Raw genomic sequence first — 24,273 nt, forward strand, 5'->3', positions numbered from 1 at the left:
GCTGCGGTCAACCGCGTTTCTGGGCGCTGCGCTTGATGGCTTCGTTGATCTCGCGGATCGAGCGCTCGATCTCGGCCTCGTCCAGCAGATCGTCCGGGTTGCCAGGTCCGACGCTGGCCTGGATGGTCGACGCAAAGACGTCGCTGCCGAGGTCGTCGGTCTCGATGCCAGAGGGCGTTTCTTCGTCTTCGGCCGACTCCCACTCGACCGCGATCACGGTGACGTTGTCGCTCTTCTCGCCGGCCACCCGCAACGCCAGCTCGACCAGGTCGGGCACGGCATCGGTGATCGGGCTGCGGGTCAGGTGGTCGGTGATGGTGTCGTCGTCGATGGCGCCCCACAGGCCGTCCGAGCACAGCAGGATCTTGTCGCCCGGCTGCAGCGTCAGCGGGCCGATCAGGTCGATCACCGGCTTGCCCGGGCTGCCCAGGCAGGTGAACAGCACGTTGCGGTTGACCCGCTCGCCGATCGGCACGACGCCGGCCAGCGTCTCCTGCAATTCGGAGTAGGAATGGTCACGGGTGCGGGCCTGCAGCTTGCCGCCGCGCACCAGGTAGAGCCGCGAATCGCCGCAGTGGGCCCAATAGGCCTCGCGGCCCTGCAGGATGGCCGCGACGATGGTCGTGCGCGGGGTGTCCAGCAGCGCACGCTCGGTCGCATAGCGGATCAGCTGGTGGTGGCCAGCCAGGATGCCTTCGGTCAGGAAGCGGCGCGGGTCCTTCAGGGTCGGCTTGGCATCGCGCTGGAACATCACCGCCAGCGTCTGCAGCGACAGCTGCGAGGCGACCTCGCCCTCGGGATGCCCCCCCATGCCGTCAGCCAGGGCGAACAGGCCCGACTCGCGGGTGTAGCAATAGCCCATGCGGTCTTCGTTCTTCTCGCGGCCGCCGCGGCGGCTGATCTGGTAAACCGAGAAACGCATGGGGAGAGGGCAGCGGGGCGCTGAAGGAAGTGGAAGGCCGTGACGGACGGGCGGGTCAGGCCTTGGCGCCGCTCTTGATGTTCTCGAGCTGGAGCTTCAGGCGCTCGCTGAAGCTCAGCTTGGTGTAGCGCCGCTCGGTCTCGCGCGCCAGTTCCTTCTGCAGCGCGAACACGCTCTGCGGCCGCGCCAGCGGGTCCAGCGACATGCACCACTCGGTCACCTCGATGAGGTTGTCCGAGTAGACATTGCGCAGCCGCGACAGGGACAGGCTGAGGCGGTCCTTCTCGATGCGCTGCGGCGCGTCGTTGGGCGGATAGCCCTGCATGCAGGCGTAGATGCAGGCACCGATCGCGTAGATGTCCGTCCAGGGGCCCAGCGTGCCGTCGCGCCGGTACATCTCCGGCGCAGCGAAGCCGGGCGTGTACATCGGGCGGATGAAGTTGCCTTCCTTGGACAGCACCTCGCGGGCCGCGCCGAAATCGAGCATCACCGCCTTGTTGTCGTTGGTGATGAAGATGTTGGCTGGCTTGATGTCCAGGTGCAGCATCTTGTGCTGATGCACGATGCGCAAGCCACGCAGGATCTCGTCGAACAGCGATCGGATCGTGCTCTCGCGGAACACCTTGTCGCGCTTGAGGTCTCGCGCGGTGACGATGAAGTCCTGCAGCGTGTCGCCCTGCAGGTAGTTCATCACCATGTAGACGGTCTCGTTCTCGCGGAAAAAATTCAGCACTGAGACGACGCTCGGGTGCGAAATCTGGGCGAGTGAGCGGCCTTCCTCGAAAAAACTCTTGAGGCCGAGCCGGTAGAGCGGTTGCTTCTCGGCCTTGACGATCGGGATCAGCTCGCCGACGGCCCGTTCGGCCAGCGACGAAGGCAGGTATTCCTTGAGGGCCACCAATCGTCGCTCGGCGTCTTCCGCGAGGTAAACCACGCCGAAACCCCCTGCCGCCAGTTTGCGAACGATTTGATAGCCGCCTACCACTGTGCCAGCGGGCAACGGGGCAGGTTTTAGCTTTGACATAATCGTGTTTTGGTTAGCGGTATCCGCCATGGCAGTTTACAGCATGACCGGCTTTGCAAGCGTTGCAGCCGGCCTGTCGGCACAGGCGCCACAGTCGGGGGGGCAGACGGCCGGAACGTCCGTATCCATCGGGGTGGAGCTGCGTTCGGTGAACAGCCGCTTCCTCGATCTGGCGCTGCGTCTGCCCGACGAATGGCGCGGCCTTGAACCTCAGTTGCGCGAACGTGTCGGGGCCGCCTTCAAGCGCGGCAAGATCGAGTTGCGCTTGAGCAGCGAGCGTCAGTCCGAAGGCATCGCGCCGATGCCCAGGCGCGAGCAACTCGAGCAACTGGCCCAGGTCGACCGCTTCGTTCGTGACCAGTTGCCGCAGGCCGCTGCGCTGTCGGTGCAAGAGGTCCTGCACTGGTGTCGTGGCCAAGTCGATGCGGCGCCCGACGACGCCGAGGTACTGGCGGCGGCCCAGACCTGCATCGAACTCTTGCGCGAGGCCCGTGCCCGTGAAGGCGAGCGGCTGGTCAAGATCATGGCCGAGCGCATCGACACATTGCGCCGTCTGGCGACCCAGGCCGTGCCGCTGGTGCCGCAGGTCGTGGCGCGACAGCAGCAGCGCTTCATCGACCGCTGGAACGAAGCCTTGCAAGCCGCCGGCACGGCCGCCAACTTGCCGACCCAGACGCTGGCCGAGCGGGCGCTGGCCGAAGCCACCGCCTACGCGCTTCGCATCGACGTCGCCGAGGAGCTCTCGCGCCTGGGCGCTCATCTCGATGAGATCGAACGCCTGCTCAAGGCAGGTGGCGAGGTCGGTAAGCGGCTCGACTTCCTGATCCAGGAACTGCACCGCGAGGCCAACACACTGGGCTCAAAGTCGGCGGCGCTGGAGCTGACCCAGATCTCGGTGGAGATGAAGGTCGCGATCGAGCAACTGCGCGAGCAGGTGCAGAACGTGGAGTGAGCGTGAACATGGAAATGGACTACCCCGGCAACCTCTACGTCGTCGCCGCTCCCTCAGGTGCCGGCAAGTCCAGCCTGGTCAAGGCGCTGCTGGAGCTGGACTCGCGGCTGATGGTGTCGGTCTCCCACACCACCCGCGCACCGCGTGGCCAGGAGCGACACGGGCGCGAGTACTGGTTCATCGGCCAGGACGAGTTCCGCGCCATGATCGATCGCGGCGACTTCTTCGAGTGGGCCGAGGTGCACGGCAACCTCTATGGCACCTCGCGGGCAGCGATGGAGGCCCGGCTGAGCCAGGGCGAGGACGTTGTGCTGGAGATCGACTACCAGGGCGCGCTGCAGATCAAGCAGATCTTCCCGACGGCGGTGCTCATCTTCATCCTGCCGCCGTCTTGGGACGAACTGCGCCAGCGCCTGCTGCGTCGCGGCGAGGATGCCGGCGAGGTGATCGAGCAGCGCATGGTCAACGCCCGTCACGAGGTCGCGCAGGCGCGGCACTTCGACTACGTGGTGGTCAATGCCCTGTTCGAGACCGCCCTCTTCGACCTCAAGGCGATCGTCCACGCACAGCGGCTAAAATGGGCGGCTCAGCGTCGCAGCCGGTCGGCTGTGTTTGACGCCCTTCAACTGAACTGACGCCGCCACAGGAGGCAGCCTACCCGGGCTGGCTCCTCATGCCGCTGGATGGAAACACATGGCCCGCATCACCGTCGAAGACTGCCTGAACAAGATCCCGAACCGCTTCCAGCTGGTGCTTGCCGCGACCTACCGCGCCCGCATGCTGAGCCAGGGTCATGCGCCCAAGGTCGAGACCAAGAACAAGCCCGGCGTGACCGCGCTGCGCGAGATCGCCGCCGGTGAAGTCGGCCTCGAGATGCTGCGCAAGGTGCCTGGCTGATCGGCTCCTTCCCTCCGATCCCCTGAAAGATCCGGCCTCGCGCCGGATTTTTCGTTGGCGGCGTCGCCGATGCGCCGCATGCACACGCACCCAGGCGGTGCAGGCAAGCCCGACTGCCTGCCAGTTTCCGGACAAGCAGGGTAGAGTGACAGCATGGTGTCTCGTGCTGCCGATGTCCTGCGACGTGTGTTCTTCACCCCCTGGGTCGGACGTGGGGCGGCGCGGCTTGCGCCCGACGACGGCGGCGACACCGCCTTGGCCGCTCCTGTGCGCGGGCCGACGCCCGGCGCGCATGGGGTCAGTGCCTCGTCGTTTGCGACCCTGACCGAGAAGCTCGACTACCTCGACGCTGCCGACCTCAAGCGCGTTCGCGAGGCCTACCGCTTTGCCGACGAAGCCCACCTTGGCCAGTTTCGCGCCAGCGGCGAGCCCTACATCACGCACCCCATCGCGGTGGCCGGCCTGTGTGCCGACTGGCGTCTCGATGCGCAGGCCATCATGGCCGCGCTCATGCACGATGCGATGGAGGACTGTGGCATCACCAAGACCGAGCTGGTCGAGCGCTTCGGCGCCCAGACCGCCGAATTGGTCGATGGTCTGACCAAGCTCGACAAGCTGCAGTTCTCGACCCGCGAGGAGTCGCAGGCCGAGTCCTTCCGCAAGATGCTGCTGGCGATGGCGCGTGACCTGCGCGTCATCCTCATCAAGCTCGCCGACCGCTTGCACAACATGCGGACGATGGACTCCATGGCCTCGTCCAAGCGTGGCCGCATCGCCCGCGAGACCCTTGAGATCTACGCCCCCATCGCCCATCGTCTGGGTCTGAACCAGACCTACCGCGAGTTGCAGGAACTGTCCTTCCAGTACCTGCGGCCGTGGCGTCACGGCGTGCTGTCCAAGGCGGTGGGCAAGGCCCGCGGCAACCGACGCGATGTGGTCGACCGGGTGCGCCAGGAGGTCGAGGACGCGATGGCGCAGGCGACCGTGCCGGCGCAGGTCTATGGGCGCGAGAAGACGATCCACTCGATCTACTCGAAGATGCAGGAGAAGCACCTGAGCTTCGCCCAGGTCAGCGACATCTTCGGCTTCCGCATCGTCGTGGCGACCCTGCCCGAGTGCTACCTTGCGCTGGGTGTGCTGCACCAGCTCTACAAGCCGGTGCCAGGTCGCTTCAAGGACTACATCGCCATCCCCAAGGCGAACGGCTACAAGAGCCTGCACACGACGGTGGTCAGCCCGGTCGGTACGGCGGTCGAGTTCCAGATCCGCACCGAAACCATGCACGCCGTGGCCGAGGCCGGCGTCGCGGCGCACTGGATCTACAAGGTCAAGTCGGGCACCGACATGCCCGAGGCGGAGAACCTCGGCACGATGTGGCTGCAGTCGCTGATCGACATCCAGAGCGAGACGCGCGACTCGGCCGAGTTCCTCGAACACGTCAAGATCGACCTCTTCCCCGAGTCGGTCTACATCTTCACGCCCAAGAGCAAGATCCTGGCGCTGCCGCGTGGCGCGACCGCGATCGACTTCGCCTACGCGATCCATTCCCGGGTGGGCGACCACTGCGTCGCGGCCAAGGTCAACGGTGAGGCGGTGGCCTTGCGCACCGAGCTGCGGTCGGGCGACGTGGTCGAGATCGTCACCGCCGCATCGGCGCGGCCCAACCCGGCCTGGCTGAACTTCGTGCGCACCGGCAAGGCGCGCTCGAAGATCCGGCATTTCCTGAAGAACATGGAGGCGGACGAGTCCTACGAGCTCGGCCACAAGCTGCTGGCCCAGGCGCTGCGCGCCGAAGGCCTGCAGATGCCCGCCCATGGCGACGACGCGGCCGAGGCCGATGGCGCGCTGTGGCAGTCGCTGGTGCGCTGGAGCGGCAACCGGCACCGCCGCGAGCTGCTGGTCGACATCGGTCTGGGCCGCAAGATCGCCACCATCGTCGCCAAGCGGCTGGCCAGCCAGATGGCCGAGGCCGGTCGCCGGCCCGATGCCGTCACGCTCAGCCTGGGTCGCTATTCGAGCGACAGCGACGCGCCCTCGCAGGGCACCGTCGTGATCGACGGCAGCGAGAACGCCACGGTGCAGCTGGGCGCCTGCTGTCACCCGATCCCTGGCGACGACATCGTCGGCTACCTGGGCCGCGGGGAGGGCCTGACGGTGCACACGGCCGACTGCGCCGTGGGCCGCAAGCTGTTCGAGCGCGACCCGGAGCGCTGGCTCGCGGTCGAGTGGTCCGAGCAGCCCAAACGCCTGTTCCAGAGCGCGGTGGCCGTGCTGGTCAACAACGGCAAGGGCGTGCTGGCCGAAGTGGCGCAGGCGGTCAGCCGGGCCGAGGCCGACATCGCCCACATCGAGATGGACCCGGCCCAGTCGGGCGAGACTTCCGAACTGCGCCTGCTGCTCGCGGTGCGCGATCGCCAGCACCTGGCCGACGTGCTGCGCGTCGTGCGGCGCGCGCCGGCGGTCGAGCGGGTCGCCCGCATCAAGGGCTGAGCGGCTCCTCGCCCGGTGCGGGGTAGCGCACCTCCAACACGTCCAGCTTCGTCAGGCCGCCCGGGGTCATCAACGTGACCTCGTCGCCCTCGCGTGACTTGATCAGCGCGCGGGCGATGGGCGAGACCCAGCTGACGTCGCCGGCCAGGTTGTCGGCTTCGTCGACGCCCTTGATCGTGATCGTGCGTTCGCTGCCATCTGCGGCGGCGTAGGTCACGGTCGCGCCGAAGTAGACCTGGTCGCTGCCGTGGTGGGCCGACGGGTCGACCACCTCGGCGATGTCCAGCCGCTTGGTCAGGAAGCGGATGCGGCGGTCGATCTCGCGCAGCCGCTTTTTCCCGTAGAGGTAGTCGCCGTTCTCCGAGCGATCGCCGTTCTTCGCCGCCCATGACACGACCTCGACGACCCGCGGTCGCTCGACATCGATCAGGCCCAACAGTTCATCGCGCAGGCGTCGATATCCCTGCGGTGTCAGGTAGTTGCGTGTCCCCGCTGGCAACGGCGGCAGACCACCGGCCTGCTCCTCATCGTCGGCATCGTCGTTCTCTTTCGTGAAGGCCTTGCTCATCGGGTTGTTCCGTCAGCAGTCAGCGGTCAGCCTGCAGCAGGCCGGCACCGTTGGAGGAGAGGCGGTAACCGGGCGCTGAACTGCAGATTTCGTGCTCAGGTTGTGGCGAATGTCACATTTTGTAAACTCGGCACTTCAGTTCCGGGACCAGGCGGCCGAAGACACAAGAACCCGCACTTCTGATCAAGCACCGGAGTCACGCGATCTTGAACGTCCTGAGCTTGCCCGCCACCTCTTTGAGGACCCCCGCCATGTCCCGTCCGCATTTTGCGCCCGACCCCCTCGACCCCTTGCTGACGACCCGTGAGGCGGCCATGCGCCTGGGCGTGTCCCTGCGCACTGTCCAGCTCTGGGTCGAAGCCGGAACCCTGCCAGCCGGGCGTACGCCCGGCGGCCACCGCCGCATCCGCCTGTCGGCCGTCGAGGCCCTGGCACAGCGCAGCGGCCTGCGCGCCGCCGTCCAGACCACGCAGATGTTGCAGCCGGCGATGACGCCGCTGGACGTCCTGCTGGTGGCCGCCAGCGTCGACCAACTGCAGGTCTGGCAGGAGGCGCTGCAGCCGCTCTACGGCAGCATCACGCTGCGCGGGGCTAACAATGGTTACACCGGGTTACTTCAGCTCGGACGAAAAACGCCAGACCTGCTGATCACCGACCTGTCGATGCCCGACATCGACGGCTACGCGATGCTGCTGACGCTGGCCGGCCTGCACGACTACGCCAGCCTGCGCGTGCTCGCCATCACGGCCCAGACGCCGCAGCAGATCGCCGAGCGCGGCGGCCTGCCTGACCGGGTTCGCGTGATGCACCAGCCGGTGCCGGGCATGGCCGTGCGCACCTGGGCCGAGAGCGAGCTGGCTCGCCTGGGTCGGTCGCCCCACCGGGACCTGCAGGCCTGAGTGGACCTTGGTCGGGCATTGCTCGCGGCGGATGACCGGCAAGCCGGCTGCCGTTACAGTGCCTCCAGGCATATCCCAAGCGTCACCCCGCGTGACACCCGCGTGTCGATGCGCCGCGCCCCTACCCGAACAGGTCAGACTCGCCATGACCCACCGCATCCTCATCGTTGAAGACCAGGCGGACATCCGCAAGCTGATCCGCATGACGCTGGAATTCAGCGACTTCGAGCTGCATGAAGCCGCCGACGGCGAGACCGGCCTTGAGCAGGCCCGCACGGTGCGTCCGCACCTGATGCTGCTCGACGTCATGATGCCGGGCCGTCTGGACGGCTTCCAGGTCTGCCGGTCCATCAAGGCCGATCCCGACATGCGCTCGACGCTGGTGGTCATGCTGACCGCCCGCGGCCAGAGCAGCGATGTCAGCGCGGGCGAACAGTCCGGCGCCGACGCCTACCTCGTCAAGCCCTTCAGCCCGCTGGAGCTGATCGACCGGGTTGAGGCCATGGTCGCCCAGATTCCGTCCGACTGAGCTCAGCCAGCGGCGCTGGACGCCGCGTCCGATTCAGGCCGCCGCCGGTTCGTCCGGGGCGGCCTTGTTGTTGCCCGATCCGAAACCGCTGCTGCCCCGCGCACGCTCGGCATAGCGGTTGAAGCGCCAAGCCGTTCCTTCTGCGGTGATGCGGTGCCAGACCTCGCGCTTGGCGGCGGGGCTCATCTCCGGCCAGTGCCGCACCTCGGCCCAGGTCCGGCCGCAGCCCTTGCACACCGCGTCACCTTGTGTGGTCGAGCAGATCGCGATGCAAGGAGCGTCCGGCGTGGTGGCGTACCAGGCCAGCCAGGCCTCGCGGGCGGCGGCGGGCAGGGTGGCCTCGTCGCAGAGCCGCTCGCGGTGGTAGACCATCAATGCATAGACCTCGGCCAGCGCGGTCAGCTCGGCGCACAGCGGTTCGCCGTCGGGCGTCGGCCGGCGTTCACGCCACCAGTTGATGGCGGCTTCGAGGTCGATCAGGTGCAGCGCGGGCACGGTCGATGGTGTCGTTTGGATGGTGTCGAGTGGCTGGTCAGCCCTTGCTGGAGGCTTCAGCGGCCTGTGCCGCAGCCTGTTCGGCGATGGCTTGGATCGCTGCCAGCGCGGCGGCGCGGTCATAGCCCGAAGCGGCGCCGCGTTCGATCGGCGCGGCGTCCAGCGCGGTGGCGTCACCGGCCTTGAGCTGCTGGACCCAGCGGCCGGCCTCGCGGCCTTCGGCCAGGCCGGCACTCTGGATCAGCACCTGACCATCGGCGCCGACGAGCTTGAAGTGGAAACGGCCATCGGCTTCGCGGTACTGCTTGAACTGGGCCAGCGCGGCGCTCGTCTTGGCACCGGCCTTGACCTCGACGGCGGCGACCGGATGGGCCTGCATGCGGCGCAGGCCGACGGCATGGCGCAGTTCATCGAGCAGCGGTCGAGCGATCGCGCGGGCCTTGGCGGCGCCGGCCTGCAAGGTGGCTTCGATGCGATCGGGGTGGGCGATCAGCGCCTCATAGCGCTCGCGCATCGGTGCGACGCTGCGTTCGATCTGCTCGACCAGGCGCTGCTTGGCCTCGCCCCAGCCCAGGCCGTTGACCAGCGCGGTGCGGAAGGCGGCCCGCTCGGTGGCATCGGCGAAGGCGTCGAAGATCGTCACCAGCGCCGTGCCTTCTGGCTCCTTGGGCTCGCCGGGCAGACGCGAGTCGGTGACGATGCGGGCGACTGCCTCGCGCAGCGCCTTGGCGCCGCCGTCGAACAGCGGGATGGTGTTGTCGTAGCTCTTGGACATCTTGCGGCCGTCCAGGCCCGGCAAGGTGGCGACGTCTTCCTCGACCTCGGCCTGCGGCAGCACGAACAGCTCGCGGCCGGCGCCGAACAGGTGGTTGAAGCGCTGCGCGACGTCGCGCGCCATCTCGATGTGCTGGATCTGGTCGCGGCCGACCGGCACGCGGTGGGCGTTGAACATCAGGATGTCGGCGGCCATCAGGATGGGGTAGCTGTACAGGCCCATCGTGATGCCGGCGTCCACATCCTCGCCGGCCGCGACATTGGCGTCGGCCGCGGCCTTGTAGGCGTGCGCCCGGTTCATCTGGCCCTTGGCGGTGACGCAGGTGAGCAGCCAGGTCAGCTCGGGGATTTCGGGCACGTCGCTCTGGCGATAGAAGGTGACACGTTCGACGTCCAGCCCGGCGGCCAGCCAGGCGGCGGCGATCTCCAGGCGCGAGCGCTCGATGCGGGCCGGGTCGTCGCACTTGATCAACGCGTGATAGTCGGCCAGGAAAAAGAAGCTCTCGACGCCGGTTTCGCGGCTGGCGGCGATGGCCGGCCGGATCGCGCCGACGTAGTTGCCCAGGTGCGGGGTGCCGGTGGTGGTGATGCCGGTGAGGACGCGGGTGGACAGATGGGCCATGGTGGCGGGGTCGTTTCCAGGGAGGGTGTCGGGGCGGCGGCGGACGCTGCGTGCGGGCCACGAGGCCCGTGCTGATCGGGCCTGTCGCGAAGAGGGCAGATTGTAGGCAGCCGACCTGTGGCAGCCAGTCGCCGGGGTGGCCCTCGCTACACTCGCCCCCCTCATGAAACGCATCGTCGTCCTGATTTCCGGCACCGGCTCCAACCTGCAGGCGATCCACCACGCCTGCCAGGCTGAAGGCTGGCCGGCCCGGATCGTCGCGGTGCTGAGCAACAAGCCCGACGCGGACGGTCTGGACTGGGCCCGTGCGCAAGGCATCGAGGCGGTCGGCCTGGATCACCGCGTCCATGCCGACCGGGCGGCCTTCGACGCCGCCTTGTCCGCCGAGATCGACCGCCAGCAGCCCGACCTGGTCGTGCTGGCGGGCTTCATGCGCATCCTCACGCCGGCCTTCGTGGCGCGCTACGAGGGCCGCATGATCAACATCCACCCGTCGCTGCTGCCGGCCTTCTCCGGCCTGCACACGCACCAGCGCGCGATCAACGCGGGCTGTCGCGTGGCCGGCGCGACGGTCCACTTCGTCACTGCCGAACTCGACCACGGACCGATCGTCGCCCAGGCGGTCGTGCCGGTGCTCGACAGCGATGACGCGCCGACCCTGGCCCGCCGCGTGCTCGCCCAGGAGCACCGGCTCTACCCGATGGCGGTGCGCTGGTTCGTGTTCGACGAACTGGCGCTCGACGGCCTGCGCGTGCGCCACACCGGCGCCGCCGCTCAACACCTGCTGGCCGATGCGGCTGGCAGCAAGGACACGACATGAATCCCAAAGCCCTGTTTGCCCTCTGCGACGAACTGCTGCACGAGGTGCTGCGCTTCAGCCAGCCGGCCGACTCGGTCGTCTCGTCCTTCTTCCGGCGCGAGAAGTCGCTCGGCATGCGTGAACGCCATGCGCTGGCCGAGACGGTCTATGCGGTGCTGCGCGACAAGATCCGCCTGCAGTACCTGGCCAAGTCGGGCAAGGGCTCGCTCGAACGCCGCCTGAGCCTGCTGGCCTGGCAGGGCACCGAGGCCTTCTTGCGCGCGGCTGCGACGCCCGAGGAGCTCAAGTGGCTGACGACGGCGCGCCTGCTGAGCCTGGACAAGCAGCCCGACAACCTGCGCCACAACCTGCCGGAGTGGCTGGCCGAGCCGCTCAAGGCCCAGGTGGGCGACGGCTTCTGGCCGCTGGTCGAGAGCCTGCGCCAGCCCGCCGGTCTGGACCTGCGCGTCAACCTGCTGAAGTCCAAGCGCGAACTCGCCCAGGCTGCGCTGGCCGAAGAAAACATCCACACCACGCCGACGCCCTGGTCGCCCTGGGGCCTGCGCGCGCTGGGCAAGCCGCCGCTGAACCGCAGCAATGCCTTCCTGCGCGGCGACATGGAGGTGCAGGACGAGGGCAGCCAGCTGCTCGCCCTGCTGACCGAGTCCAAGCGTGGCGAGATGGTGGTCGACTTCTGCGCCGGCGCCGGCGGCAAGACGCTGGCGCTCGGCGCCATGATGCGCAACACCGGCCGGCTCTATGCCTTCGACGTCTCGGCCCACCGGCTGGCCGCGCTCAAGCCGCGCCTGGCGCGCAGTGGTCTGTCCAACGTCTACCCGGCTGGCATCGCCCATGAGCGTGATGAGCGCGTCAAGCGTCTGGCCGGCAAGATCGACCGGGTGCTGGTCGACGCGCCGTGTTCGGGTCTCGGCACGCTGCGCCGCAACCCCGACCTGAAGTGGCGCCAAGGCCCCGAGGCCATCGCCGAGATGACCGTCAAGCAGGGCGCGATCCTGGCCAGCGCGTCGCGGCTGGTGAAGTCTGGCGGCCGGCTGGTCTATGCCACCTGCAGCCTGCTGCGGGCCGAGAACGAGGAGATCGCCGACGCCTTCAGCGCCGCGCACCCGGACTTCGTCCAGGTCGACGTGACCGAGGTGCTGGCCCGCCAGGGCGTGGCCAACGCGGCCGAGCTGGTCGACGCCGGCAACCTGCGCCTGTGGCCCTACCGGCACGGCACCGATGGTTTCTTCGCGGCGGTCTGGCAGCGACGCTGAAGGTTCATCGCCGCGCGCTGGCTTGATCTGGCGCAGTCAGGCGAGGCAAAGGCGTCGTGTTGGCTTCGGGGTATCCCTTGAATGGGGATGGCCCGGGAACGGCCAAGCGAGGGGCGACTCATACAATCTCCCGCTGCCCGAGCGTCATGCCCGGGCCCGCCTGTCGCCGGGCCAGCGTCCTTGCCGCTGGCGACCCTGAAGGATCCCGATGTTTGATGTTTCCCTGTTGCCGAGCGCCTTGCTCGACCTCTTTTCCGATGGCCTGCTGGACGCCAGTGGTTGGCAGATCCTGGCGTTCACGCTGATCGCCACCCACATCACGATCGCCGCCGTCACGATCTTCTTGCACCGCAGCCAGGCGCACCGGTCGCTCGACCTGCACGCGATTCCTTCGCACTTTTTCCGTTTCTGGCTCTGGATGACCACTGGCATGGTCACCAAGGAATGGGTCGCCATCCACCGCAAGCACCACGCCAAGTGCGAGACGGTCGACGACCCGCACAGCCCGGTCACCCGCGGCATCCGCACCGTGCTGCTGACCGGCTCGGAGCTGTACCGCAGCGAAGCCAAGAACCTCGACACGGTGCGCAAGTACGGCCACAACACGCCGGACGACTGGATCGAGCGCCACATCTACACCCGTCACAGCGCGCTGGGCGTCAGTCTGATGCTGGTGATCGACCTGCTGCTGTTCGGCGCCATCGGCGCGACGGTCTGGGCGGTCCAGATGTTGTGGATCCCGATCACCGCCGCCGGCATCATCAACGGCATCGGCCACTGGTGGGGCTACCGAAATTTCGAGGCGGTCGACGCGTCAACCAATGTGTCGCCGTGGGGCATCCTGATCGGCGGCGAAGAGCTGCACAACAACCACCACACCTACCCCACGTCGGCCAAGCTGTCGGTCAAGCCTTACGAGTTCGACATCGCCTGGGGCTACATCCGCGCGATGGAGCTGGTCGGTCTGGCCAAGGTCCGCAAAACGCCGCCGCAACTCAAGCTCGGCACCGTCAAGCCGGTGGCCGACAACCAGACGCTTGAAGCGCTGATCGCCAACCGCTACGAGGTCATGGCGCGCTACGCCGGGGGCCTGCGCAGCGTGGTCGCCGAAGAGCTGGACCGCCTGCGTGCCCAGGGCAAGCAGGGCACCGAGGCCTGGAAACGCATGCGACTGGCCTCTCGCTGGCTGCATCGCGACGCCGACAAGATCCCGGCCGAGCTGGCGGGCGACGTCGCGCTGGCCTGTCGCGAAAGTGCCGCACTGGCCAAGCTGGTGGCCATGCGAGAGGAACTGCGCGCACTCTGGACCCGCACCAACGTCTCGGCCGACCAGCTCGTCGGCGAGCTGCAAGCCTGGTGTCGCCGAGCCGAAGAAAGCGGCATCGCCGCCCTGCAGGACGTCGCGCGCACCTTGCGGGCCGCGAAAGCCTGACTACACCTGTTCACACCTGGATCGGGGCTCGCGTGGTCGAAGTCACGATCGGTGAAACAGGCCTGAATCGCAGCTGTCCGGAGGCCTCGCGCAGGCCCCTGCGGGCAGGGGATGGCCCCTCGTTCAAGCCCTGCGGGTCGATTGAACGCGTATGCGGATTGGGCTAGCCTGCAGGCCTCGATCTTGCAAAGCCGCCTCGAAGCGCGGCAGCAACTGCCGCAACTTGGCCGCCACACCAGGATTGGCGGCCAGCAGGGTCCAACCCGAGCCGTCGGCTTCGGACGGGCCCGACGACACGGACACCCACATACCGGAGGGGAGCAGGGGACGGATGACCTTCATGCGCGCATCGGCTTCGGCCAGGCGGCGCTGAAGGTTCAACAGGGGCTCGCAGCGCGCGAGCGCCTGGCCCATGACCAGTGCGTCGGGAACGGCGGGCGGGTTGTGTTTCACATCTGGAGTTTAGTGACGATGGACATTCTGATCACCCACGGCGGCCTGGCTCGCACGCGCTCGTTTCACGTGAGCCCCGCTACTCTGGTGACCGCCATCGTCGCCCTGCTGTTGGCGCTGATGCTGCTGTCGGGCGCGATCTACCACCTGGTGGTGCTCAAGGCGGTTCGTGCGGGCTGGCCCATCCTGGGTGACATCGCCGGGCTGGTCGTGCCCGAGGACACCGAGCAGCGAGACCGTTTCCTGCGCGAGAACCTCGACGCCATGGCGCAGAAGGTCGGGGAGATGCAGGCCAAGGTCGTGCGCCTGGAAGCCATGGGCGAGCGCATCGCCGGTCTGGCGGGCATCAAGCCCGAGGAGATCCGCGCCGCCGAAGCTGCCGACACCCGCCATCTGCCGGTGCCCAAGGGGGCGGCCGGTGGTCCCTACATCCCGATGTCCGCATCGGGCGAAACGCCTTCGCTGGCCCATCTCAATGAGCTGGTCGACACGCTGGACGATCAGGCCGCCCGCAGCGGCGACGTCTTCACGCTGATCGAGTCGCGCCTGCTGGAGCGCCGTCTGGAAATGCTGATGGTGCCAAGCGCGCCGCCGGTGCTGGGGCCGGTCGGATCGGGCTTCGGCTTCCGCATCGATCCCTTCACCAGCCGACCGGCCTTGCACACGGGGCTTGATTTCGCTGGGCCGTCGGGCACGCCAATCCGTTCGGCCGCCGGTGGCGTGGTGCTGAGCGCGGAAGGCGCAGGTGCCTACGGCCAGATGGTCGAGGTCGACCATGGCAACGGCCTGGTCACGCGCTACGCCCACACCTCGCGCATGCTGGTCCGTCCGGGTGAACTGGTGCGGCGTGGACAGGTCATCGCGCACATGGGCAGCACCGGCCGCTCGACCGGTTCGCACCTGCACTTCGAGGTGTTGCTCAATGGCGTGCCGCAGAACCCGGCACGTTTTCTCGCCCGCGGCGAAAGCCTGTCCCTGAAGGCCGATCGGCAAGAGGCCAGGGCTGGCGTCGAGCCCGGAGCCCGCAGGGCCCGGTGATAGACTCACGCGATTTTTCTGCGTCGACCCGCACCGTCGGCGGCACGGGGTAAGGTCTCTGCGAAGGCTCTTGCAAGCACGCCTTCCGGCCTGATCTGCACACATCCCCGTCGCCCGACACGTCGACGACGAAGCCCATCACACCGGCCCTGGCGGGTGCCCTCGCGCCAGGGCCGTCACGTTTGTCCCGTCCATGTTGCCCAAGCTCCTCACGTCCATTTTTGGCAGTCGCAACGAGCGCCTGCTCAAGCAATACCGACGCGTGGTCGAGCGCATCAATGCGCTTGAGCCTCAGTTCGAGAAGCTCACCGACGACGAGCTGCGCGGCAAGACCGCCGAGTTCCGCCAGCGACTGGCTCAGGGAACGAGCCTCGACGACCTGCTGCCCGAAGCCTTCGCCACCGTGCGCGAGGGCAGCAAGCGGGTGCTGAAGATGCGCCACTTCGACGTCCAGCTGATCGGCGGGATGGTCCTGCACGACGGCAAGATCGCCGAGATGCGCACCGGCGAAGGCAAGACGCTGATGGCGACCTTGCCGGTCTACCTCAATGCACTGCCGGGCAAGGGCGTGCACGTCGTGACGGTCAACGACTACCTCGCCCGCCGCGACGCCGAGTGGATGGGGCGGCTCTACGCCTTCCTCGGGATGCAGACCGGCATCAACCTGCCCAACATGCCGCGCGAGCAGAAGCAAGCCGCCTACGCCGCCGACATCACCTACGGCACCAACAACGAATACGGCTTCGACTACCTGCGCGACAACATGGTCTACGAGGTGGTCGACCGCGTGCAACGGCCGCTGCAGTACGCCATCGTCGACGAGGTCGACTCGATCCTGATCGACGAGGCCCGCACGCCGCTGATCATCAGCGGTCAGGCCGAGGACCAGACCTCGATGTACCTGGCGATCAATGCCGTGGTGCCGCACATGAAGAAGCAGATCGGCGAGGCCGATCCGCGCACCGGCGAAGGCGTCATCGAGCCGGGGGACTTCACCGCCGACGAGAAGTCGCACCAGGTCTTCCTGACCGAGGACGGCCATGAGAAGGCCGAGGCGCTGCTGGCCCAGGCCGGCTTGCTGGCCGAGGGCGCGTCGCTCTACGACGCCGCCAACATCACCTTGGTCCACCACCTCTACGCCTCGCTGCGCGCGCACCACCTGTTTCACCGCGACCAGCATTACGTGGTGCAGAACGGCGAGGTCACGATCGTTGACGAGTTCACCGGCCGCCTGATGACCGGCCGGCGTTGGAGCGACGGCCTGCACCAGGCCGTCGAGGCCAAGGAAGGCGTGCAGATCCAGGCCGAGAACCAGACGCTCGCCTCGATCACCTTCCAGAACTACTTCCGGATGTACGGCAAGCTCGGCGGCATGACCGGCACGGCCGACACCGAGGCCTACGAGTTCCAGGAGATCTACGGCCTCGAGACCGTGGTGATCCCGCCGAACCGGCCGACCATTCGCAAGGACGAGCTGGATCTGGTCTACAAGACCGACCGCGAGAAGTACGACGCGGTGGTCGCCGACATCCGCGAGTGCCACGAGCGTGGTCAGCCGGTGCTGGTGGGCACGACCTCGATCGAGAACTCCGAGCGTGTCTCGCAGCTGCTGGAGGTCGCCGGCCTGCCACACCAGGTGCTCAACGCCAAGCAGCATGCCCGCGAGGCCGAGATCATTGCCCAGGCCGGTCGGCCCGGGATGGTCACCATCGCCACCAACATGGCCGGTCGTGGCACCGACATCGTGCTGGGTGGCAACGTCGAGAAGCAGGTCCAGTTCGTCGAGGCCGACGAATCGCTGGCCGAGGACGAGAAGGCCCGCCGCATCGCCCAGCTCAAGGGCGAATGGCAGGGCCTGCATGAGCAGGTCAAGTCGCTGGGCGGCTTGCGCATCATCGCCACCGAGCGCCACGAGAGCCGTCGCATCGACAACCAGCTGCGCGGCCGTGCCGGTCGCCAGGGCGACCCGGGCAGCTCGCGTTTCTATCTGTCGCTGGAAGACTCGCTGATGCGCATCTTCGCGGGCGACCGCGTCAAGGCGATCATGGAGCGCCTGAAGATGCCCGATGGCGAGGCCATCGAAGCGGGGATCGTCACCCGCAGCATCGAGAGTGCGCAGCGCAAGGTCGAGGCCCGCAACTTCGACATGCGCAAGCAGCTGCTGGAGTACGACGACGTCTCCAACGACCAGCGCAAGGTCATCTACGCGCAGCGCAACGAGCTGCTCGAACAGACCGACATCCACGCCCAGATCGCCCACCTGCGCCGCGGCGCGATGACCGACATCGCCCGCCTGCACGTGCCGCCCGAGACGGTCGAGGAGCAGTGGGAGCTGGCCGCGCTCGAACAGGTCCTGAAGGACGAATGGCACATCGACGTGGCGCTGCGCGCGATGGTCGAGAAGAGCGATGCGGTCACCGACGAGGAGATCGTCGAGGCCGTCGTCCAGGCCGCCGACGCGGCCTTTGATGCCAAGGTCGAGCAAGTCGGCCGTGAGCAGTTCGCCGGCTTCGAGCGCATGGTGCTGCTGCAGCACATCGACTCGCACTGGCGCGAGCACCTGGCCGCGCTGGACTACCTGCGCCAGGGCATCCACCTGCGCGGCTACGCGCAGAAGAACCCGAAGCAGGAGTACAAGCGCGAGGCCTTCGAGCTGTTCAGCCAGCTGCTGGACCGCACCAAGCTGGAGGTCACGCGTGTGCTGATGACCGTGCGCATCCAGACCCGCGAGGAGGCCGAGCAGGCCGCCGAGGCGATCGAGGCGCGCGCCGAGCACATCGAGAACGTCACTTACACGCACCCGAACGAGGATGGCAGCGTCTCGCAGGACGCTGCGCCGGCCGGCGACGGCCAGCCGCTCGCGATGGCCATGCGTGCTGGCCGCAACGACCCGTGCCCGTGTGGCAGCGGCAAGAAGTTCAAGCAGTGCCACGGCAAGCTGAGCTGAGCAGCGCCCGTTCCCCACACACCGACCGATCCGCCGAGAGCCCTTGCCATGCCCGTGAACCTGCGTGCCCCTCTGCCCGAAGAACTCCATCCGGTCGCCGGCGTCGAGCTGGGCGTGGCCATGGCCGGTGTTCGCAAGGCCAACCGACGTGACCTGACCGTCGTCACGCTGGTGCCGGGCAGCAGCGTGGCCGGGGTCTTCACCAGCAACCGCTTCTGTGCCGCGCCGGTGCAGATCTGCCGCGAGCACCTGGCCTGCGGTCCGGCGCGTCGCGCCATCGTGATCAACACCGGCAACGCCAACGCCGGCACTGGCGCCGACGGCCTGGTGCGGGCCCGTGCGGTCTGCATCGCGCTGGCCCAGGCGCTGGATCTGGCGCCCGAGGACATCCTGCCGTTCTCGACCGGCGTGATCATGGAGACACTGCCCAACGACCGCATCCAGGCCGGTCTGCCGGCGGCGCTGGCCGACCGCAAGGCCGACAACTGGGCGGCGGCGGCCGAGGCCATCATGACCACCGACACGCTGCCCAAGGCCGCCTCGCGGCAGGTGCAGATCGGCGGGCGCACGGTGACGGTCACCGGCATCAGCAAGGGCGCCGGCATGATCCGCCCCAACATGGCGACGATGCTGGGCTTCGTGGCGACCGATGCGGTCATCGCGCCGCACCTGATGCAGGAACTGGTGCGCGAGGCCGCCGACCGCAGTTTCAACCGCATCACGATCGATGGCGACACCTCGACCAACGACAGCTTCCTGCTGATCGCCACGCATCAGGCCGGCCACGCCCAGATCACGCAGCTGGAATCGCCCGACGGCGCGGTGCTGCGCCAGGCGGTGATCGAGGTCTCGCAGCAATTGGCCCAGGCCATCGTGCGTGACGGCGAAGGCGCGACCAAGTTCATCACGGTGCGCGTTGACGGCGGCCAGACGAAGGAAGAGTGCCGCCAGGTGGCCTATGCCATCGCGCACTCACCGTTGGTCAAGACGGCCTTCTTCGCCAGCGACCCCAACCTCGGCCGCATCTTGGCGGCGGTGGGCTATGCCGGCATTGCCGACCTGGATCAGTCGCTGATCGACCTGCACCTTGACGATGTGCACGTCGCTCGCCAGGGCGGCCGCCATCCCGACTACCGTGAGGAAGACGGAGCCAGGGTCATGAAGCAGGCCGAAATCACCGTGAGGGTGGACCTGAACCGTGGCAACAGCCACGCCACCGTCTGGACCTGCGACCTGTCCTACGACTACGTGAAGATCAACGCCGACTACCGCTCCTGATCGACCCCTTGCCTCGCGCCACAACGCCCCGTCCAGCGGGGCGTTGTCACGTCAGAGCGGCGCAAACCGGGGCGCGACGGCCGCGTGGATCTGGCCGGTGGCCACATCAACCCGCAGCGTGCCGCGCGCAGTGTTGTGGGGGTGGGCGGCGGCTTCGGCCAGCGACAGCACCGGCGCGTAGCAGGCGTCGCTGCCTTCGAGCAGGGCGTCCCAGTGCGCACGTGGCTGGCTGGCGAACAGGCCGGCGAGGCGGGCCTTCAGCGCGGGCCAGGTTCGCACGTCGTATTGGCTGTCGGGGGCGATGTCATCCAGCCCGAGCCGCTGCAGTGCAAGCGCCCAGAAGGCGGGTTCGAGCGCACCCAGGCTGAGGCAGCCGCCGTCGGCGCAGCGGTAGACCTCGTAGAAGGGCGAGTCGTGGAAGGGGCTGTCCGCGCGCGGCCCGGCCAGTTGGCCGCCGCCGTGGATCCAAAGGGCCAGCGTGCCGAGCATGGCGACCACGTCAACGATGGCCGCATCGACCACGCAGCCGCGCCCACCCGGCTGGCGCGCCGCCAGCACGCCGCTGACAAGGCCCAGCGCCAGCGCCAGCGCACCGCCGGCATCGCCCAGCACGGTCGGCGGCACGATCGGTGGCTCGCCGCCGCGCCGCGCGCCCAAGGACAACATGCCGCTCAAGGCGACGTAGTTCAGGTCATGCCCGGCGGCCTGCGCCAGGGGGCCGGTCTGGCCCCAGCCGGTCATGCGGCCGTAGACCAGCTTCGAGTTCAGCGTCGCCACGTCGTTCGGGCCCAGGCCCAGCCGTTCCATCACGCCCGGCCGGTTGCCCTCGATCAGCGCATCGTGCGTGGCGATCAGCTCGCGCGCGTCTGCCAGGCCGGCCTTGCTTTTGAGGTCCAGCACGACATGGGCCTTGCCGTCGACCAGGCGCGTGCCGTGTGGCCCGCCCAACTGCTCGGCCATCGGGTTGCCGCCCGGGCGACGCACCAGCGTGACCTGGGCGCCCAGCCCGGCCAGCATCCAGCCGGCCAGCGGACCAGGCCCCAGGCCTTCGAACTCGACGATCTTCAGCGTCGCCAGCGGGCCCTGCGCCGCCGCCGTCATCCCTTGATCTCCGCCAGCGGGCCGACCGCCTCGCGGATGCCGTCGACCGCATCGCTGATGACGCCGTCCAGCCCCCAATCGAACAGCTGGCGCGCACGTGCCGGGTCGTTGACGGTGTAGACCAGCACCCGCAAGCCGTTGGCCTGACGTTGTGCGATCAGCTCGGGGCCGTCGATCAGGCGGTGGTCCAGCACGACGGCGACGCAGTCCAGCTCATCGGCGCGTTGCCAGCTGTCGGCCTTCAGGGATGCGAGCAGCAGCGCCCGCGGCAGCTCGGGCGCCGCGACCCGGGCGGCGGCCAGCGCGTCGGGCTGGAAGCTGCTCAGCAGGGGCCAGGGACTGCGACCAGCCTCGACCGCGTCGCGCCAGAGTTCGTGCGCCGCCCGTGCCACCGCGCGGCCGGTCGGCGCGTCGGTGCCGGTCGTCGGCTTGATCTCGATGTTGAGCGTGTGGCCGTGTGCCAGGCAGTGGCGGGCGATGGCTTCCAGGCGAGGCAGCGGCTCGCCGGCCCAGGCGCTGCCGAGCCAGCTGCCGGCGTCCAGCCGCGACAAGGCCGGCCAGTCCTGCAACCCGGCCACGCCGTGGCCGTTGCTGGTGCGCTGCAGGGTGTCGTCGTGCAGCAGGAACAACTCGCCGTCGGCACTCAGCTTGACGTCGCACTCATAGCTGGTCCAGCCCAGCGCGGCGCCGTGGCGGAAGGCGGCGAGCGTGTTTTCGGGCGCGCGCTTGCCGGCGCCACGGTGCGCGATCCAGCGCGGGTAGGGCCAGGGGCTCAGGCGGGGAGCGGTCATCGGGGTTCCGGGTGGTTCGGTGGGGGGCAGGCCGCACGGCCATGCTCAGGGGTGCACCGATTTTCAGGCCCGGGGCAGACGCTTCTGGGTCGTCGGGTCGTAGCCGTGCAGCTGCTCGGCAGTACTTTGCAGCGTCAGCCGGGCGCCGATGGCCGGCGCCGGCAGGCTGGCATCGATGCGGGCGGTCAGCAGGGGCGAGGCCGGCGGCCCGGGCGCCGCCAGGCGGGCGTGCACCAGCCGTTCGGCGCCCAGCATCTCGACCATCTCGACGACGGCCGGCCAGCCGCTGTTGGCGTCGGCCGGACCCAGGCTCAGGTGTTCTGGCCGCACACCCAGCAGCAGCGGCGCGCCGGGTTCGGGACAGGCGAAGGGCAGATCACCCGGCAGGGCCAGCGCCAGGCCGGCACAGCGCGCGAGACGACCGGCTTCGACGCGGGTGTCGACGAGGTTCATCGGCGGCGAGCCGATGAAGGTGGCGACAAAGGGCGTGGCCGGCTCGGCATAGACCGCCTCGGGCGTGCCGATCTGCTCGATGCGACCGGCGTTCATCACGACCATGCGCTGGGCCAGCGTCATCGCCTCGACCTGGTCGTGCGTGACAAACAGCGAAGTGATGCCCAGCTCGGCATGCAGCCGGCGGATCTCCAGCCGGGTCTGCGCCCGCAGCTTGGCATCGAGGTTGGACAGCGGCTCGTCGAACAGGAAGACCTGTGGCTGGCGCACGATGGCCCGGCCCATCGCAACCCGCTGGCGCTGGCCGCCGGACAGCTGGCGCGGCCGGCGCTCCAGCAGCGTGCCGAGTTCGAGGATGGCGGCGGCCTTGTCGACCCGGCGGCGGATCTCGGCCTTGTCCAGACCGGCGATCTTCAGGCCGTAGGCCATGTTGTCGAACACGCTCATGTGCGGGTAGAGCGCGTAGTTCTGGAAGACCATCGCGATGTCGCGCTCGGCTGGTTCGAGGTTGTTGACGATGCGTTCGCCCGACGCGTTGCGGAAGGCGATCTGGCCGGCGCTGATCTCCTCCAGCCCCGCGACCATGCGCAGCAGCGTGCTCTTGCCGCAGCCCGAAGGGCCGACGATGACGATGAACTCGCCGTCCGCGATCTCGGCATCGACGCCGTGCACGACCTGCTGCGCGAACTTGCCGTGGCCATATCGCTTGACCACGCCGCGCAAGGAGAGAGCTGCCACGTTGGGTGTGTCCTCGAACTTATTTTTCGGTGTCGACCAGGCCCTTGACGAACCACTTCTGCATCGCGATCACGACCAGCGCGGGCGGCAACATCGCCAGGATCGCGGTGGCCATGACGATGTTCCATTCGTTCTGCGCGTCGCCGCCGGCGATCATCCGCTTGATGCCGATGACGACGGGGTACATGCGCTCGTCGGTGGTCACCAGCAGCGGCCAGAGGTACTGGTTCCAGCCGTAGATGAACTGGATGACGAAGAGCGCGGCGATGCTGGTGGCCGACAGCGGCAGCAGCACGTCCTTGAAGAAGCGCATCGGCCCGGCACCGTCGATGCGGGCGGCTTCGGCGAGTTCGTCGGGCACGCTCAGGAAGAACTGCCGGAACAGGAAGGTCGCGGTGGCCGAGGCGATCAGCGGGATGGTCAGACCGGCATAGCTGTTGAGCATGCCGAGGTCGGCGACCACCTTGTAGGTCGGCGCGATGCGGACCTCCACCGGCAGCATCAGCGTGACGAAGATCGCCCAGAAGCACAGCCGGCGCAGCGGGAAGCGGAAGTAGACGATGGCAAAGGCCGACAGCAGCGAGATCGCGATCTTGCCCAGCGCGATGCCCAGCGCCATCACGAGGCTGACCAGCATCATGTGGCCGACAGCGGCCTTGGAGCCGTTGCCCTCGCGGGTGCCCATCAAGGCGGTCAGGTAGTTGTCGACCAGGTGGGCGCCGGGCAGCAGCGGCATCGGTGCCTGCACGATGTCCTGCGCGGTGTGGGTCGATGCCACGAAGGTCACATAGACCGGGAAGGCCACCACCAGCACACCCAGCAGCAGCACGGCATGGGCCAGCAGGTCCAGCCAGGGGCGGCGTTCGACCATCACGGCGCGGGCCTGTTCGTCATCGACATCAGTAGGTCACCTTCTTCTCGACGAAGCGGAACTGCAGCACCGTCAGGCCGACCACGATCACCATCAGCACGACCGACTGCGCGGCCGAGCCGCCCAGGTCCAGGGCCTTGAAGCCGTCGTGGTAGACCTTGTAGACCAGGATCGAGGTGTCCTTGCCGGGTCCGCCCTGCGTGGCCGCGTCGACGATGGCGAAGGTGTCGAAGAAGGCGTAGACGATGTTGACGACCAGCAGGAAAAAGGTCGTCGGCGACAGCAGCGGCAACTGGATCGTCCAGAAGCGCCGCCAGGGCCGCGCACCGTCGATCGCGGCGGCCTCGATCAGCGAGGCCGGGATGGACTGCAGCCCGGCGACGAAGAACAGCACGTTGTAGGAGATCTGCTTCCAGACCGCCGCGATGACGATCAGCGTCATCGCGTGGTCACCGCGCAGCAGGTGGTTCCAGTTGACGCCCAGGGCCTGCAGCGCATGCGAGACCACCCCCATGCCGGGCGAGAACAGGAAGAGCCACAGCACGCCGGCGATGGCCGGCGCCACGGCATAGGGCCAGATCAGCAAGGTGCGGTAGAAGGTCGCGCCGCGCACGACCCGGTCGGCGAACACGGCCAGCAGCAGCGACAGGCCGATGCCCAGCCCCGCCACCAGCACCGAGAACACCGCCGTGGTCTGGAAGGACGCCAGGTAGAGCGGGTCGCCCCAGAGGTTGCGGAAGTTCTCCAGCCCGACCCACTCGACCGAGGTGCCGAAGGCATCGCTTTGCTGCAGCGACTGCAACAGCGCCTGCGCCGCCGGCCAGAAAAAGAACGCCCCGATCACCGCCAGCTGCGGCGCCAGCAGCAGCCAGGGCAGCCAGCGGGATCGGAAGACGACGCGCTTGTCGGCGGACACGTGACGGATC

Annotated in this window: 23 protein-coding genes; 12 read left to right on the top strand and 11 right to left on the bottom strand. The window is 68.2% G+C overall.

Translation table 11 applies throughout. The features are described 5' to 3' along the window. Positions 1-7: 7 nt before the first annotated feature. Positions 8-922, bottom strand: a complete 915-nt coding sequence (locus tag EV685_RS15855) for a PP2C family protein-serine/threonine phosphatase (RefSeq protein WP_130483024.1) — start codon at positions 920-922, stop codon at positions 8-10. A gap of 55 nt (positions 923-977) precedes the next feature. Continuing rightward, positions 978-1,946, bottom strand: coding sequence for a serine/threonine protein kinase (locus EV685_RS15860; RefSeq protein WP_130483025.1), 969 nt, complete (start codon positions 1,944-1,946; stop codon positions 978-980). 28 nt (positions 1,947-1,974) lie between these two features. On the opposite strand from EV685_RS15860, the gene EV685_RS15865 reads away from it, so the two are divergent. The 4 genes from EV685_RS15865 to EV685_RS15880 all read left to right on the top strand — a co-directional run bounded on the left by EV685_RS15865 (position 1,975) and on the right by EV685_RS15880 (position 6,285). Beyond that, entirely contained in the window at positions 1,975-2,898 is a 924-nt protein-coding gene (locus tag EV685_RS15865; protein WP_130483026.1) for a YicC/YloC family endoribonuclease, read from the top strand. Between the two features lie 14 nt (positions 2,899-2,912). Next, positions 2,913-3,533, top strand: coding sequence for a guanylate kinase (gene gmk, locus EV685_RS15870; RefSeq protein WP_130483373.1), 621 nt, complete (start codon positions 2,913-2,915; stop codon positions 3,531-3,533). Between the two features lie 58 nt (positions 3,534-3,591). After that, positions 3,592-3,795, top strand: a complete 204-nt coding sequence (gene rpoZ, locus EV685_RS15875) for a DNA-directed RNA polymerase subunit omega (RefSeq protein WP_130483027.1) — start codon at positions 3,592-3,594, stop codon at positions 3,793-3,795. Positions 3,796-3,948: 153 nt separating this feature from the next. Continuing rightward, positions 3,949-6,285 carry a RelA/SpoT family protein gene (locus EV685_RS15880; RefSeq protein WP_130483028.1) on the top strand — a complete coding sequence of 779 codons (2,337 nt, stop codon included), beginning with the start codon at positions 3,949-3,951 and terminating at the stop codon, positions 6,283-6,285. On the opposite strand, the gene greB is transcribed toward EV685_RS15880, so the two are convergent. Then, positions 6,275-6,853, bottom strand: coding sequence for a transcription elongation factor GreB (gene greB, locus EV685_RS15885; RefSeq protein ID WP_130483029.1), 579 nt, complete (start codon positions 6,851-6,853; stop codon positions 6,275-6,277). The genes EV685_RS15880 and greB overlap by 11 nt on opposite strands. A 251-nt stretch (positions 6,854-7,104) precedes the next feature. Between greB and EV685_RS15890 the strand changes: the two genes are divergently transcribed. Both EV685_RS15890 and EV685_RS15895 read left to right on the top strand, forming a co-directional pair. Further along, a complete protein-coding gene (locus tag EV685_RS15890; protein WP_130483030.1) occupies positions 7,105-7,752 on the top strand; it encodes an excisionase family DNA-binding protein in 648 nt (215 codons plus the stop codon). 145 nt (positions 7,753-7,897) lie between these two features. Further along, entirely contained in the window at positions 7,898-8,281 is a 384-nt protein-coding gene (locus tag EV685_RS15895) for a response regulator transcription factor (RefSeq protein WP_130483031.1), read from the top strand. Between the two features lie 33 nt (positions 8,282-8,314). Here EV685_RS15895 and EV685_RS15900 read toward each other — a convergent pair whose 3' ends face one another. Further along, a complete protein-coding gene (locus EV685_RS15900; protein WP_130483032.1) occupies positions 8,315-8,776 on the bottom strand; it encodes a DUF3717 domain-containing protein in 462 nt (153 codons plus the stop codon). A 37-nt stretch (positions 8,777-8,813) separates the two neighbouring features. Next, on the bottom strand, positions 8,814-10,163 hold the full coding sequence (locus EV685_RS15905) for a tryptophan--tRNA ligase (protein ID WP_130483374.1): 1,350 nt from the start codon (positions 10,161-10,163) through the stop codon (positions 8,814-8,816). Positions 10,164-10,335: 172 nt separating this feature from the next. Between EV685_RS15905 and purN the strand changes: the two genes are divergently transcribed. The 3 genes from purN (at position 10,336) to EV685_RS15920 (ending at position 13,677) form a co-directional block, all read left to right on the top strand. Then, positions 10,336-10,992: a phosphoribosylglycinamide formyltransferase gene (gene purN, locus EV685_RS15910; RefSeq protein WP_130483033.1), complete on the top strand. Its 657-nt coding sequence runs from the start codon at positions 10,336-10,338 to the stop codon at positions 10,990-10,992. Then, positions 10,989-12,245 (top strand): RsmB/NOP family class I SAM-dependent RNA methyltransferase, encoded by a 1,257-nt coding sequence (locus tag EV685_RS15915; protein ID WP_130483034.1) that lies wholly within the window; start codon positions 10,989-10,991, stop codon positions 12,243-12,245. The genes purN and EV685_RS15915 overlap by 4 nt, the downstream gene beginning before the upstream one ends. 208 nt (positions 12,246-12,453) lie before the next feature. After that, a complete protein-coding gene (locus tag EV685_RS15920) occupies positions 12,454-13,677 on the top strand; it encodes a DesA family fatty acid desaturase (RefSeq protein WP_130483035.1) in 1,224 nt (407 codons plus the stop codon). Positions 13,678-13,800: 123 nt separating this feature from the next. On the opposite strand, the gene EV685_RS15925 is transcribed toward EV685_RS15920, so the two are convergent. Then, positions 13,801-14,130 carry a hypothetical protein gene (locus EV685_RS15925; RefSeq protein WP_130483036.1) on the bottom strand — a complete coding sequence of 110 codons (330 nt, stop codon included), beginning with the start codon at positions 14,128-14,130 and terminating at the stop codon, positions 13,801-13,803. A gap of 18 nt (positions 14,131-14,148) precedes the next feature. On the opposite strand from EV685_RS15925, the gene EV685_RS15930 reads away from it, so the two are divergent. The 3 genes from EV685_RS15930 (at position 14,149) to argJ (ending at position 19,393) form a co-directional block, all read left to right on the top strand. After that, a complete protein-coding gene (locus EV685_RS15930; RefSeq protein ID WP_130483037.1) occupies positions 14,149-15,168 on the top strand; it encodes a M23 family metallopeptidase in 1,020 nt (339 codons plus the stop codon). A gap of 193 nt (positions 15,169-15,361) precedes the next feature. Further along, entirely contained in the window at positions 15,362-18,115 is a 2,754-nt protein-coding gene (secA, locus tag EV685_RS15935) for a preprotein translocase subunit SecA (RefSeq protein ID WP_130483038.1), read from the top strand. Positions 18,116-18,163: 48 nt separating this feature from the next. Beyond that, positions 18,164-19,393, top strand: a complete 1,230-nt coding sequence (argJ, locus tag EV685_RS15940; protein ID WP_130483039.1) for a bifunctional glutamate N-acetyltransferase/amino-acid acetyltransferase ArgJ — start codon at positions 18,164-18,166, stop codon at positions 19,391-19,393. Between the two features lie 51 nt (positions 19,394-19,444). On the opposite strand, the gene EV685_RS15945 is transcribed toward argJ, so the two are convergent. The 5 genes from EV685_RS15945 to ugpA form a co-directional block, all read right to left on the bottom strand. Beyond that, entirely contained in the window at positions 19,445-20,494 is a 1,050-nt protein-coding gene (locus EV685_RS15945; RefSeq protein ID WP_130483040.1) for a CaiB/BaiF CoA transferase family protein, read from the bottom strand. Next, positions 20,491-21,285, bottom strand: a complete 795-nt coding sequence (ugpQ, locus tag EV685_RS15950; RefSeq protein WP_130483041.1) for a glycerophosphodiester phosphodiesterase — start codon at positions 21,283-21,285, stop codon at positions 20,491-20,493. The genes EV685_RS15945 and ugpQ overlap by 4 nt, the downstream gene beginning before the upstream one ends. A 63-nt stretch (positions 21,286-21,348) precedes the next feature. Then, positions 21,349-22,476, bottom strand: a complete 1,128-nt coding sequence (ugpC, locus tag EV685_RS15955; protein WP_130483042.1) for a sn-glycerol-3-phosphate ABC transporter ATP-binding protein UgpC — start codon at positions 22,474-22,476, stop codon at positions 21,349-21,351. Positions 22,477-22,495: 19 nt separating this feature from the next. Continuing rightward, the gene (gene ugpE / locus EV685_RS15960; RefSeq protein WP_130483043.1) at positions 22,496-23,347 is read right to left on the bottom strand and encodes a sn-glycerol-3-phosphate ABC transporter permease UgpE; all 852 of its coding nucleotides are present in this window, start codon (positions 23,345-23,347) and stop codon (positions 22,496-22,498) included. A gap of 28 nt (positions 23,348-23,375) precedes the next feature. Beyond that, a complete protein-coding gene (gene ugpA / locus EV685_RS15965) occupies positions 23,376-24,263 on the bottom strand; it encodes a sn-glycerol-3-phosphate ABC transporter permease UgpA (RefSeq protein WP_130483044.1) in 888 nt (295 codons plus the stop codon). Positions 24,264-24,273 lie beyond the last annotated feature (10 nt).

The sequence above is a fragment of the Sphaerotilus mobilis genome, from assembly GCF_004216565.1.
GTDB classification, from domain to species: domain Bacteria; phylum Pseudomonadota; class Gammaproteobacteria; order Burkholderiales; family Burkholderiaceae_C; genus Sphaerotilus; species Sphaerotilus mobilis.

What these genes read in the sequence shown, in the direction of transcription:
- EV685_RS15855 (WP_130483024.1), bottom strand. Translation starts at nt 922, where the DNA reads ATGCGTTTCTCGGTTTACCAGATCAGCCGCCGCGGCGGCCGCGAGAAG.
- EV685_RS15860 (WP_130483025.1), bottom strand. Translation starts at nt 1,946, where the DNA reads ATGTCAAAGCTAAAACCTGCCCCGTTGCCCGCTGGCACAGTGGTAGGC.
- EV685_RS15865 (WP_130483026.1), top strand. Translation starts at nt 1,975, where the DNA reads ATGGCAGTTTACAGCATGACCGGCTTTGCAAGCGTTGCAGCCGGCCTG.
- gmk (WP_130483373.1), top strand. Translation starts at nt 2,913, where the DNA reads ATGGACTACCCCGGCAACCTCTACGTCGTCGCCGCTCCCTCAGGTGCC.
- rpoZ (WP_130483027.1), top strand. Translation starts at nt 3,592, where the DNA reads ATGGCCCGCATCACCGTCGAAGACTGCCTGAACAAGATCCCGAACCGC.
- EV685_RS15880 (WP_130483028.1), top strand. Translation starts at nt 3,949, where the DNA reads ATGGTGTCTCGTGCTGCCGATGTCCTGCGACGTGTGTTCTTCACCCCC.
- greB (WP_130483029.1), bottom strand. Translation starts at nt 6,853, where the DNA reads ATGAGCAAGGCCTTCACGAAAGAGAACGACGATGCCGACGATGAGGAG.
- EV685_RS15890 (WP_130483030.1), top strand. Translation starts at nt 7,105, where the DNA reads ATGTCCCGTCCGCATTTTGCGCCCGACCCCCTCGACCCCTTGCTGACG.
- EV685_RS15895 (WP_130483031.1), top strand. Translation starts at nt 7,898, where the DNA reads ATGACCCACCGCATCCTCATCGTTGAAGACCAGGCGGACATCCGCAAG.
- purN (WP_130483033.1), top strand. Translation starts at nt 10,336, where the DNA reads ATGAAACGCATCGTCGTCCTGATTTCCGGCACCGGCTCCAACCTGCAG.
- EV685_RS15915 (WP_130483034.1), top strand. Translation starts at nt 10,989, where the DNA reads ATGAATCCCAAAGCCCTGTTTGCCCTCTGCGACGAACTGCTGCACGAG.
- EV685_RS15920 (WP_130483035.1), top strand. Translation starts at nt 12,454, where the DNA reads ATGTTTGATGTTTCCCTGTTGCCGAGCGCCTTGCTCGACCTCTTTTCC.
- EV685_RS15930 (WP_130483037.1), top strand. Translation starts at nt 14,149, where the DNA reads ATGGACATTCTGATCACCCACGGCGGCCTGGCTCGCACGCGCTCGTTT.
- secA (WP_130483038.1), top strand. Translation starts at nt 15,362, where the DNA reads ATGTTGCCCAAGCTCCTCACGTCCATTTTTGGCAGTCGCAACGAGCGC.
- argJ (WP_130483039.1), top strand. Translation starts at nt 18,164, where the DNA reads ATGCCCGTGAACCTGCGTGCCCCTCTGCCCGAAGAACTCCATCCGGTC.
- EV685_RS15945 (WP_130483040.1), bottom strand. Translation starts at nt 20,494, where the DNA reads ATGACGGCGGCGGCGCAGGGCCCGCTGGCGACGCTGAAGATCGTCGAG.
- ugpQ (WP_130483041.1), bottom strand. Translation starts at nt 21,285, where the DNA reads ATGACCGCTCCCCGCCTGAGCCCCTGGCCCTACCCGCGCTGGATCGCG.
- ugpE (WP_130483043.1), bottom strand. Translation starts at nt 23,347, where the DNA reads ATGGTCGAACGCCGCCCCTGGCTGGACCTGCTGGCCCATGCCGTGCTG.